Source organism: Candidatus Peregrinibacteria bacterium, assembly GCA_016699755.1.
Classification (GTDB): domain Bacteria; phylum Patescibacteriota; class Gracilibacteria; order CAIRYL01.
This window is the reverse complement of the sequence record CP065009.1, coordinates 84003-95893: the sequence shown is the minus strand read 5'-3', so window position 1 is coordinate 95893 and position 11891 is coordinate 84003. Positions and strand designations below refer to the sequence as shown.

Sequence of the window (11891 nt, the reverse complement as noted above, 5' to 3'; positions counted from 1 at the left end):
AAAAGCCAACACCGGAAAGAAAAATTCCTGCTAAAAAAAAGGAGATAAGCGATTTTTTCATATTTTTTGTTTTTATTTCTTTCTATTTTACAAGAAAGAAGGGAATTTATCAAGACCCCCTTCTTCCTCCCTCAGAATGAGTACTATACTCCTTTTTCGTCCTCCGTATAAAGATGAAGATACTCGTCTTTCTGATACAAAAAGAATTCTTCGGGTTTAAAAAATCGATTGAGTTCATCTCGGGCGGCCTCTGGAGAATCGGATGCATGAACAATATTATACTGAATACTCATGGAAAGATCGCCACGAATAGTTCCAACATCTGCTTTTCTTGAGTTTGTTGATCCACAGAGCAAACGAACTACTTCAATCCCCTCTTTTCCTTCCCAGCACATAGCAACAATAGGTGTACTCTTCATGAATTTGCGCATACCAACAAAAAATGGCTTATCCGCAATATGTGCATAATGCTCTTCGAGAATATCGTCTCCTACTGCAAGCATTTTCATGGCAACAAGTTTTAAACCCTTTCGCTCAAAACGATTCATAATATTTCCTATGAGTCCGCGTTGAATAGCATCTGGTTTTATAAGGACAAGAGTTCGTTCCATAACAGAAAAAAAGAAAAAACAGGGGCAGTGTAGAGCAAAAAAACCTGTCAAACAAGTGCTCTAGAGACAACTTTTAAAATAGCATTTTCGCAATTTAACGTAAGATCTTCTTCTGCAAAAAGTATCCCGCATACGCAATAGCAATAGCGTCTGCCGCGTCATCTGGACGAGGAAGCTCAGAAAGGCGAAAGATACGAGCAATCGCATGTTGCACCTGTTTTTTATCGGCATTTCCATATCCGCACACAGCAATTTTTACATCTTTGGGAGAAATTTCATCCGTAGGAATTCCTTCTCTTGCCAATGCTTCGAGGAGTACACCACGACTATGTGCCACTGCCATTCCATTTGTGACGTTCTGCACAAAAAAGAGTTTTTCTATAAAAGCACAATCTGGACGAAACTCTGCAAGAAGCGTTCGAATATCATCACCAATCTGCACGAGTCGATCTGCGAGTGGATGTCCTGACTCTGTTTTAAAAACACCATAATCAAGAATCTTGTTTTCTTCGAGAAGTGCAAACCCAATAGTTGCCAAGCCGGGATCAATACCAAGAATTTTCATCAAAAACTATTGTGACAGAAATTGCGACAAACAAAAAAAAATGACACACTTTGCCCCGTGCCCCGGTAGCTCAGTGGATAGAGCAGCAGCCTTCTAAGCTGACGGCCGCAGGTTCAATTCCTGCTCGGGGCGCCATTTCGTATCCTCTCTCACCCCTTCGTAATGGAAAAAGTTGTGCTTATTGATATTTCCAATCTCTTTTTCCGTTCCTTTCACGCCGTTCCAAAACACTTCACCATGAAAGATGGAGCCCCAAGCAATGCAGTCTATGGCGTGGTTTCTACGGTTTTTTCCCTACTCGAAAGCGAGAAGCCGACTTATCTTTTTGCGGCGCGCGATTTGCGTGGACCAACATTTCGGCATGAAGAAATGGAAGGCTACAAAGCAGGACGCCCCGACATGCCAGAAGATCTTTCGACTCAGCTCCCCTTTATCTTTTCGTTTTTTACGGAAGGTATGGAGCTTCCCGTTTTGAGCAAAGAAGGATTTGAAGCAGATGATGTTATTGCGACCGTTGCGGAACACTTTCGAAACAAGGCAGAAACAGAAATAGTTATTCTCTCGGGCGATCAGGATTTATTCCAAATTGTTGGAGAAAATGTTTCCTTACTCTATCCACAAAACGGAGGCAAATTGCCAAAAAAAATGGATACCGAAGCCGTGAGGGAAAAGATGGGTGTGTATCCGCATCAAGTGCCAGATTATAAAGCCCTTGCCGGAGACAGTAGCGACCGAATTGTCGGAGTTCCAGGTATTGGACCAGTGGGGGCGCAAAAGATTTTGGCGGAATACAAAACCGTGGAAAATGCACTTGAACATGCTGAAGAAATTGGCGGAAAAAATGGACTCCTTTTGCAGGAACACCGAGAATCTGCAGTACTGAGCAAAAAAATGACCGTTCTCCATCGAGATTTGGAAATCCTAGATTTTCAAGAAGAAGCAGGAAGAATTTCAATCACCATGCCAAAAAGCCTTCCGAAGTTTTTGGAGAACATAAGCTCACGCAGACTCATCACACGCGCAGAAAAAATATTTGGACAAGCAGAACCACCACCAGAGCAATTGGGGCTCTTTTAATGTATTACTGTAGCCTAAGATAAAAGGAGATTTTTTGTAATTTTTAACGGAAGTCATTTTTGAGAAAAAGAACAACACCCTCGAAATGAGAAAAGCCGATGCGAATTCTTCATGTGGAAAAGCGATCATCAGTAAGCTGAAGAGCACTGGAACATCGGGGGCTGAGCACGGAAGAAATCATGAATTTTATAATGTCCTGATGGAAGTTTTGGTAGACAGCAATATTCTTATTGATGTAATTACGAATGACCCAACGTGAAGTGAGCGGTCATCCAGAATGCTTGAACAATACGGAGAAAACTGCATTTTGGTAATTAACCCCATTATTTACTCAGAAGTCTCTATGAGATTTCGTCAAATTGAAGAAGTTGATGAAGCACTTTCTCCAAAATTTTTCCGACGCGACCATTTGCCATACGAAGCCGGATTCCTCGCTGGAAAATGTTTTTTAGAATACAAAAAAAGAGGTGGCAATAAGCAGTCTCCTCTTCCGGGTTTTTACATCGGCGCACATGCGACTCTTGCGAATATGACACTTCTCACTCGTGATACAAATCGATACAAAACATATTTTCCAAAATTGCGCATCGTCTCTCCCGAATAAAGATTCGTAAGCCGGATTCAATTGCACTATGCCCCAATTTTCACCACTCGTGTTGGTTGCAAAATTCCCTGCTCCAAACTTCCAAACCCAATCCAATTTTTTTCAAGAAAAACAGTGCATTCTGGATGCCTCATCTCAGATGAAAAAGAAACAGCATTTCCCAAGAAAAACCGTTCTGCCTGTTCTTGCGAAAGAGCAATGGATGGCATTGTAAAAAAATGGGAAGTAATGGGGAGAAGATTTTCCATACAAACTTCTTCTGGAAAATGCGCATCTGCTAATAGAAAGTTTCCTACCGATTCTCGGCAAAGCTCCATACAAAGCGCAGAGGTTCCGAGTTTTTCCCCAAGATCTCGCGCAAAACTCCGCACATAAAATCCAGAGCCAACGCGCAAAAAAACCTCCGCAAAGGGAAGTCCTGAAAATACTCCTTCCGAAAGAACTCCGCTCTCTAGGAGGCGCGTCTCAAACACCATTACCTGTCGAGGGGCAAGCTCAATATCCTCTCCCTGTCGAACTCTATCTGATGCGCGTCTCCCTTGTACTTTGAGAGCAGAAAAGAGTGGTGGGATTTGCATTATTTCTCCCGAAAAATTGGAAATCGCTTTTTGAAGGCTCTCCGAGGAAAATTCCATCAGGCTTTTTTCAAAAACATATTCCGAAAGCGGATCGAGTGTTTCTGATGTTACACCGAACACAATTTTTGTTCTATATGTTTTTTCCGAGAGCAAGAGGTGCGAAAGCGCTTTGGTTCCCTCGCCAATTCCAGAAACAAGCAACCCTTCGGCAAAACTATCGAGTGTTCCGGCATGCCCTGCTTTTTTGATTCCTAACTTTTTTTTGGCAATACCAAGCGCCCGAAAACTCGAAATGCCTGCTGGTTTTTTGAGGAGTAAAAGTCCAGAAGCCGTCATAATTTTGCGGAGTGCCAAAGCAAATCGAAAACCGAACGGAGTGTGGTGGTAATGGAGACGCTTTCAATGAGCACGCCAATAGGCGCATGAAAATCGATAAGCGCTACATACGAATCTGAAAGAATAATCTCAGTTTCAAATGCCGCACTCTCGGGAACAAAACGAGTTTTTCGGTTTCCTTCTCCATCGAGTTGACGATATTTTTCCGAACGCTCCCCTGCCGGAACAAGCACCCGACTCATCACTCCAAGTCGCTTCTTCTCTGAAATGTACTCCGACATAAGATAGCGAAGAATTTCCGTGGGAATCTTTTCGAGTGTCAAAAATGCCTCCTGTTTTTTTCCAAGTGAAAGTGTCTTTTGAAAAAGCGAAATAACACCGTTTTCTCCTTCAAAAAACGACACTCCCGGACGATCGCCAAATTGCCCCTGCTCACGAGAAAGATCTTCCACAAGTGCAGAAAGAAGTGGAATGCGTCGTTTTTCCTCCTCAACCCGATCTTCTGCCTGACGCAAGATTTCGCGTGGAGCAACCGCAGAAAAATACTTTCCACCCGCTTTGGGAATTTCATACACGAGTCCTTTCTCAATAAGACGGCGGAGCGCGGAAAATACAGTTGTTCGATTCATTTTGAGGCGCACCGCAATAGAACTCGCCGGCATAGCACCCATAGAATTAAGCAGGCGAAAAATGGAAAAGTCGCGCGGAGAAAGCCCAAGAATTTCAGAAAGTGGATTCACGAAGCGCATTCTTCCATACTTTTTTGGAAAACGGCAAACATGTTTCAGTGAAGTTCAAAAAACACTCCATGTTTTTTGAACACTTTTTTTATTCAAATTACAAAATACAATCTCTGCATCGAGCAAAAAATCTATTTCGGCAGTATATTTTTCCAAGTAAGCTCTCCAACAAGATTCCCTTCGTATTTTTTCGAATAGAGAATCGACATAACAATCATAAGTGCTCCAACAAACATGAGAGCGACAATTCTTAAAACAGCATCATTGAGGCTGTACCAAATATCGTAAGTAAGAATTTTAACCACAGTCAGCGTCATAATATACAAACCAATTGTTCGGTATTTCACCATATCTTTTTGAATTCCATATCCGCAAAGCGAGAAGGCGAGAATTCCCCAGTAAATAGTAATAACGAAAACATTCTCTTGAAAGGTATTGTATATATAAAACGTGGATGCTAAGAACAGGTACGCGGGAAGAGAAACCGTAAATATTGCTCCGGCACTTGGTTTTGCCAAACGGAGAAAAGCATGAGTTCCCACTAAGAGGAAGGTAGAAACATATTGGATAACTTTGAGTGTCTCCCAATGGTGATTCTCAAGAGATATGAATATTAGATTGAGCTGAAGAATGTGTGTGCAAAAAAAGAAGATGAGCAAAGCGCGCATCACAATGGGAACTTGCCCCGATGGAATTTTTGAATACAGATACGAAACGGGAATACTTGCCAGCGCAATTCCAAAAATAAACCATCCCTGTTGTGTATTGGGAATAATATGAGCAAGAAGAGCTACCAATATTCCCAAACCGAGAAGATGGCCAAAATCATGCCAATGTCGAGAAGTGCTCCTATCGTTTTCGAGAAATTTCAAATTTGCAAAGAGTGATCCGGCGATAATGGTAAGTGGCACAAGAGAGAGATAGTCTTTCGCCTGAATAATGAGAATAAGAGAGCTGAGCTTTAAAAGTCCAACACCCATAAGGAGAAGTCCACCAACATATATTTTTGCATTTTTGAGTTTTCCAGAGAAGAAAAAGAGAATGCTTGCCTCAAAAAGCCACACTGCAGAAGCAATTTCTCCATGTTTCGAAAAGACAAATGCAATGGCAAGGGAAAAAAGCGAAACGGAAACACCCAAAAAAGAAAGAATAACGTTCTTCTTGGAGGTGTTTTCTGGTGACACCTCTTCTTCTGAAAAATGAACACCTAGAGAAGAAGTCATCAAAAATCCAAGCACAAAATACAAAATAGCGTATGCGAGAAATGCTACTCCCAACGTAACACCCGGAAAATATTCTGTTCCAAAAACATATATTTCACCGGCGCCAAAGAGAACACCAGCAATAAGCCCAAGAATAGCATTGAACGGTTTTTCTGTAACAAGGGCTTTACTCAGAAGTGGAACAGCCATATTGAGCCCCAAAAGCCCAACAATTCCGATAATACTTACAACTACGAGATTCCCTGTCGATTGAATAATAGGTAAAAGAATAATGATACTCATAATGGTACCAAGGGGATACAGTTGTCCCAATCCTTTTTTTGTAGAGAAAAAGGACGCCAAAAGGAAAAAGAGGAGGGCGGTAAGCACTGTTCCGACAGCCTGAGGAAAGGAAAGCATCTCCCCAAAATAGGAATAATGAGAATGCCAAGAGAACAGGATGTTGGTAAAAAATGCAAAAAGTCCCAAAATAACAAAAAATCCCACATGAAGAAGTGCTGATACTTTTTTTGAAAGAGCAAGGAACACAAAAAGATATAAGGTCGTACTCATCACCAAAAGAGACGGAACAAAGGATATCTCCATAAATCCAGTCCCCACAAGCCACAAAAGAATGACGAGTGGAACCGCGAGAAGAAAGAAAAGTGAAAGAACAGAGGTAATGAGAAAAAAGGCGACTCCAAGCCCAAAGAAAATAAGCAGAGAGGTTATATATCCGGCAAGAATTGTCCCCGTATAAAAGAGGTGACCAAGAACACTAGCACCAACCCCTATGTGAAACGCAAGAACCAAATATGCAAAAAGAAAATAGAGAGCGAGATTTTTTCGTTTTCCCGTAGTAAAGGCAGTATAAATAACGGTGAGAGACAGAAAGACCATTGCTCCCAACTTTATAAGCCACTCATGAGTATCTTGAAATGGCGCCATGAGGAGAAGAATGCTCCCACCAATACTCGCAATTTCAAGGAGATAACTGAAGAAATCTTTATCTTTTTTTTGTACCAATGCATGAAGACATATTCCCCCAATAGAGAGAAGAAGTGCGTATCCAAGAAGAGTGTATGGTGTGTCTTGGGCTTTTGCACCAATAAGAAACGGAATAAAATACGCAAAAACAAAAGAGAAAAAGAGGAGAATGTTAGAGCGATACACCAACGCAGTAACAACGGAAAACACCGTGTTCAGGAGAAGGAGAAAAAACGTAACCCCCTCCGAAAGAATGACAGCATCTGCAAAACGATCTCCAATAAGATATCTTCCCGAAAAAATAACCAAGTAGGTAATAACAATTCCTGTACCGAGGAGCACTCGCGATTCTTTTGTCAATTTTTTTCGATCGAGAAAAACACCAATGGCATAAAGAATAAAGCCAATCAGAAAACCAATTAAAAGTTTTCCCACTGGTCCAAGCTGTGCATACACCAATTGTAGGAGAAATAAGACCCCTAAAAAGAGGAGAATACCGCCAACCTTTGCCAGTACATTTTTTGTAAAAAATGCTTCAAGCATGTTTGGCTTTGCTGGTGATTCCTTCAGATTCTCTATTTTTGATTTTGGAATGTCTGTTTCTACCTCCTTTGTAGCAAAAAAATCGTATGGATCAACACTTTCCTCTGGTTTCATCTCTTTTTCTTCATCGAAAAAAGAAACCTCTTTAGAGGAAATGAGTGGCTCATTCATGATCTCTTCTTCTCGATTTTCCATTGGATCAACACTTTCCTCTGGTTTCATCTCTTTTTCTTCATCGAAAAAAGAAACCTCTTTAGAGGAAATGAGTGGCTCATTCATGATCTCTTCTTCTCGATTTTCCATTTCATTGGGAATTTTTGTTTTCGTCTTCATAAGAGCGGTGTGAATACTCTTCTTTGAGAGAAAAATTCGCTTGCAAATACTCCCGAGAATGAATATTTCAATGACTTGAGCAAGTATCCTATCACTAACATTGCCACCCATGTGCCACAAGAAAGGGGTAAAAAATGACATAATAATAAAAGCCATAAATAAGCTAATAATCCAAGATATTTTGTTCAGAAGCGAATCCATGAAGGGAGAAAAAAGAAAGGGTAAACAGAAAATGTGTATCCATCTTAAGAGTGAATTTTCCGAATAAGCCCAACAATAAGAACACCAAATATCGCAGTCAAAGCAACAATAATACCAACAACAACCCACTTGTTCGACTCAAGGAATCGATTATCCGTGGTATCACAAGCATCCCCTATCGTATCGTGATCAACATCTTTTTGGTCCACATTGTATTGAAACGGACAATTGTCAAAAACCGCTGGAATGCCATCATCGTCTTCGTCTTCACACACATCTCCAATATTGTCATTATCCGAATCTTTCTGATCGGCGTTGGTAATCCTCAAACAATTATCGAGATACCCCACAATACCATCTTGGTCACTGTCTTCACAAAAATCACCAACACCGTTTTGGTCTTCATCTGTCTGATCGTTATTTTGGAGAAGTGGGCAGTTATCACACTTGTCTCCAATTTGGTCGTTATCTGTATCAACTTGATCGGGATTGGAAATATTTCGACAATTATCGGAAATATTGAGAACACCATCAGCATCGTCATCGTTGCTTTTTTGGTAGTTTTCCGCTTCTTCACATGTATCTCCTACTCCATTTCCATTCACATCTCGTTGTTGAGGATTGTACTTCTCACAGTTGTCACACGCATCTCCAATTTGGTCGTTGTCCGCATCTACTTGATCGGGATTTTTCGTGTGAACACAGTTGTCAATGCTGTCAAAAATACCGTCATCATCCTGATCAAATTCACACGCATCTCCAATGCCGTTGGCGTTAATATCCTTTTGGTTTGAATTGGAAATCGTTGGGCAATTATCTTTCTCTCCAATAATTCCGTCGTTATCATCATCGGAGCATATATCCCCTCTTCTATCGGCATTTCCATCGAGCTGACGTGGATTATAGAGGTACGGACAGTTATCGGAACTATCCCCAATTCCATCACCATCAGCATCTCGTTCGGAGAAATTTTTCCGATCTCTATCAAGATCGCATGCATCTCCGACAAGATCACCGTCACCATCCTTTTGATCTACATTTGAAACAAGAGGACAGTTATCTTCGTCATTCGTAATACCATCGCCATCTCGATCTAAATTATATGTTGGGTTTGGGGAAAACTGAACATCAAATACTTCCGTATCAATATCAACACGAAAAGAAGTATTTTGCGATTGTCGATCAAGGGCATTAATGGTTTTTCGGAACGCATCATCTTGCTCACAATCAAATCCACTAAAAATATCAAAGGGATAACTGTTTTTGAGAGCAACAACGTAAGTATTTTTTTCGGGGACTGAAAGGGAAATCTCACTTACCGAAAGAGTATTTTTTGTGGAATCACTAGACCCTGAGTTTTCAAATCGGATTTTCAAAAAGCGAAATGAATGCTGTTTTACATCGGATACTGAAATAAATGTTTTCCCGTCTCGTGACACCGAAAAGAAGGGAATTTGCTTTCCCACATATTGCAATTCGAAATGAAAACTTCTTGGCATAAGCAACATGCCGGCATCGATCACTATTTCCCTTGGTTCTTCTGAATAGGGATCAAATTCCAGTGATGTACTATTATTTCCATCCAACAGATACTTTTGCTCTTTTTCTTTTGCGGAATCGATGCCACTAATGTTTACTATTTTCACATCTAAAGGCGCATCTTTTCCGTATTGGTATGTTCGAAAAGACAAAGGCATATTGTCTTGTGCGAAAAAAAGGTGATTCCCAGGAAAAACGCGAACCTCCACGGTTCCACTTGAAGCTGGATCGACTGATGATTTTTCCCGAAAACACGCCATGTCGAGCATTCCTTCTGCACTTACATGCAGTGGACTTATTAACTCGAAAGAAACCAAAAAAACAAAAACTACAGAAAACAAGTGTTTTGTCTTCATCTAATCAGGAAAAAATGGTATTATCAAAAGTATACCAAAATAATAACAAAATTCCAAAAATACCGCTTCTATATCACGAAAAAAAAATTTGGGATGAGATTTCTACAATCAGCTTTTGTATGAATGGGAATTGAGCAGAAAGTCTGTCACGACTTGCACCAAGAAAACAGAGAGAATCACGGCAAAAAGCCCAATAACAGCATAGAGGAGCGTACTTTTTGCGGCGGTTACCTGCTCTTCACCTCCAAAAGAAAATGTAAGTCGTACTCCAGCAATCACAATCATAACAACAGCACCAATTCCAATACCGTAAAACACAAAACGCAAAAATGCGAGAACCACAAGTGTCACCTTTTCTACCGGAGTAATGTCAGAAGGAACTATGGGAATAAGATCTGGTGGATCACAAGTTCCGACAAAATCACAAATTCCGCTCGCCAAACTCTGCTCAAAGGGAAGAAGGAAAATTGCGAAGAGAAATAATATACGAATCATTTCTATGAAAAAAGAAGGATTACTCCACGAATAAAGACATACGAAAGTGCAGTCGCCGCCACCCCCACAAACATCCAGATGACAAGCTTTTTTGCACGAGTAATGCGCTCTTCTTCCCCAAAACTCGTAAGGAATAAAAAACCTGCCCACAGTGCAGAAACTGTAAGGAATAGAGAGAAAATACCAAGCAAAAACTCAATAATAAGCAAAAGAATAGTAAGTACACCATTTTCACCGCTTGGCATTGTTGGTAACGAAAACGATCTTCCAATATCTTGCAAAATATCCATTGGATTTGTCGCGCTTACTGTAAAGAGCGGAATGAAAACAAAAATAATGCCAAAGAGAATTCTTGAAAAAAGACGCATTACGAAAGAGGATTGAAAAAATTATCAATGAGCGACACAATGAAATAGGCAAATATTGAGACGAGAAGCCCAAGTCCAGCAAAGAAAAACATTTTTGCCGCACGACCTCTCCACTCTTCATTGGCGCCAGAATACGCAAAAAGAATACCTGCCAAAATGCACATAAGAATCGCTCCAGTAGCACTAATAGTAATAATCCATGAAACAAATGCAGAAAGAAGATCCCAAATCGGATGATTTTTCATGTCACCCCCCCCCAGCGCACATCCTGGCAAAAAATCTGGGCATGGAATAGTACTCGGTCCACTTTCACACGCAGAAAACGAAAGGAGCATCCATAAACAGAGGAAAATCGCACGAAATTTCTGCGAAAATATCATTTAGAGTTGAAAAAAATGAGGGTTAATAATATTCAGAAGAAGCGCCGCCAAAAAGAGAATAACGAGACCAAGGAGCGATTGAGTAATTTTTTGCTTTCCAGAATCCACGCTCCCAATATCCGCGCCACTAAACATAATTTCATATCCACCAATAATAATCCAAATAACAGCAATAAGGGAAACAAGTCCCGAACCATAGCGGAATATCGCTCCAACATATTGTTCCAAAATACTCACCGCCGGATTATCGCCAGAAGGATCAATACCATCTTCTGTTCCGGGGAGTGGTTCAAGCAATTTGATTTTCTCAGGACTGTCGGTAGAGGTGCTGGATAATTCATTTATGTGGTATTCTTCATTATTAGAGGGAGAAAATTCTTGAGTAACTTCTGAATTCCCGATAGTGACCGACCATTCCGGTTCAGCAAAAGCCTCTCCTCCGCCGATAAAGAGCATAATGCCGACAAAAACTAGTATTCGAAAAAGCATATTATGATGTGCCAATGCCATATAGAATCGCCTGTACCAATGTCACAATAAGATACGAACCGATGGTTACCGCGAGTCCAATAAGGGAATAGACAATAATATCTTTTCCGCGACTTATTTTTCCGTCATCTCCCCCAGAAAATACAAGAAACGATCCTCCGGTCACAATGCCAATAGTAGAGGCGAGTACAATAATAGTTCCGAGAAATGTCATAATTTTTAGGAGGAGATCTTCAATGCTCAAAATATACGAAGGTCCAAAAAAATTACGAAGATGCACCCCCTCAGAAACACTCGGACTCCCGCTAGTGCTGCTCACCCCAATACCGACATTTCCATCTGCAAATACAGGAGAAAGCACACCCAATAAAAAAAATGGGGTGCTGAGAAGCAGAAAAAAAATGCGATTTTTGATTTGAGAGAAAGACACAAAGAGGGAAATATCGGAACAGTATAACAGTTTTATGAAGAAAACTCCAAAAAGTTA

12 protein-coding genes, 1 tRNA gene and 1 pseudogene are annotated in these 11891 nt (G+C 40.7%); 3 read left to right on the top strand and 11 right to left on the bottom strand.

The annotated features are described in order from the left end of the window. Positions 1-143: 143 nt before the first annotated feature. The gene (ndk, locus tag IPN35_00495) at positions 144-611 is read right to left on the bottom strand and encodes a nucleoside-diphosphate kinase (GenBank protein ID QQS59356.1); all 468 of its coding nucleotides are present in this window, start codon (positions 609-611) and stop codon (positions 144-146) included. Positions 612-705: 94 nt separating this feature from the next. Next, positions 706-1176 (bottom strand): crossover junction endodeoxyribonuclease RuvC, encoded by a 471-nt coding sequence (ruvC, locus tag IPN35_00490; protein QQS59355.1) that lies wholly within the window; start codon positions 1174-1176, stop codon positions 706-708. 59 nt (positions 1177-1235) lie between these two features. Between ruvC and IPN35_00485 the strand changes: the two genes are divergently transcribed. From IPN35_00485 to IPN35_00475, 3 genes and pseudogenes are all read left to right on the top strand, one after another. Further along, positions 1236-1311: transfer RNA gene (locus tag IPN35_00485), tRNA-Arg, on the top strand. A gap of 27 nt (positions 1312-1338) precedes the next feature. Continuing rightward, complete coding sequence (locus IPN35_00480) at positions 1339-2253, top strand: hypothetical protein (GenBank protein ID QQS59354.1); 915 nt, start codon at positions 1339-1341, stop codon at positions 2251-2253. 196 nt (positions 2254-2449) lie between these two features. Then, positions 2450-2857: pseudogene (locus IPN35_00475) on the top strand (type II toxin-antitoxin system VapC family toxin). A 26-nt stretch (positions 2858-2883) separates the two neighbouring features. Here the strand turns inward: IPN35_00475 and truB are convergent. From truB to IPN35_00430, 9 genes are all read right to left on the bottom strand, one after another. After that, positions 2884-3789 (bottom strand): tRNA pseudouridine(55) synthase TruB, encoded by a 906-nt coding sequence (gene truB, locus IPN35_00470; GenBank protein ID QQS59353.1) that lies wholly within the window; start codon positions 3787-3789, stop codon positions 2884-2886. Then, positions 3768-4520, bottom strand: a complete 753-nt coding sequence (locus tag IPN35_00465; protein QQS59352.1) for a MarR family transcriptional regulator — start codon at positions 4518-4520, stop codon at positions 3768-3770. The genes truB and IPN35_00465 overlap by 22 nt, the downstream gene beginning before the upstream one ends. Before the next feature lie 122 nt (positions 4521-4642). Beyond that, positions 4643-7732: a DUF2339 domain-containing protein gene (locus IPN35_00460; protein ID QQS59351.1), complete on the bottom strand. Its 3090-nt coding sequence runs from the start codon at positions 7730-7732 to the stop codon at positions 4643-4645. 89 nt (positions 7733-7821) lie between these two features. Beyond that, complete coding sequence (locus tag IPN35_00455) at positions 7822-9672, bottom strand: thrombospondin type 3 repeat-containing protein (protein ID QQS59350.1); 1851 nt, start codon at positions 9670-9672, stop codon at positions 7822-7824. A 108-nt stretch (positions 9673-9780) separates the two neighbouring features. Continuing rightward, entirely contained in the window at positions 9781-10167 is a 387-nt protein-coding gene (locus tag IPN35_00450; protein QQS59349.1) for a hypothetical protein, read from the bottom strand. A 2-nt stretch (positions 10168-10169) separates the two neighbouring features. Continuing rightward, on the bottom strand, positions 10170-10535 hold the full coding sequence (locus IPN35_00445; GenBank protein QQS59348.1) for a hypothetical protein: 366 nt from the start codon (positions 10533-10535) through the stop codon (positions 10170-10172). Further along, positions 10535-10915: a hypothetical protein gene (locus tag IPN35_00440; protein QQS59347.1), complete on the bottom strand. Its 381-nt coding sequence runs from the start codon at positions 10913-10915 to the stop codon at positions 10535-10537. Before IPN35_00440 ends, IPN35_00445 begins: the two co-directional genes overlap by 1 nt. After that, entirely contained in the window at positions 10916-11371 is a 456-nt protein-coding gene (locus IPN35_00435) for a hypothetical protein (GenBank protein ID QQS59346.1), read from the bottom strand. A 34-nt stretch (positions 11372-11405) separates the two neighbouring features. Further along, positions 11406-11765, bottom strand: a complete 360-nt coding sequence (locus IPN35_00430) for a hypothetical protein (GenBank protein QQS59345.1) — start codon at positions 11763-11765, stop codon at positions 11406-11408. Positions 11766-11891: the final 126 nt, after the last annotated feature.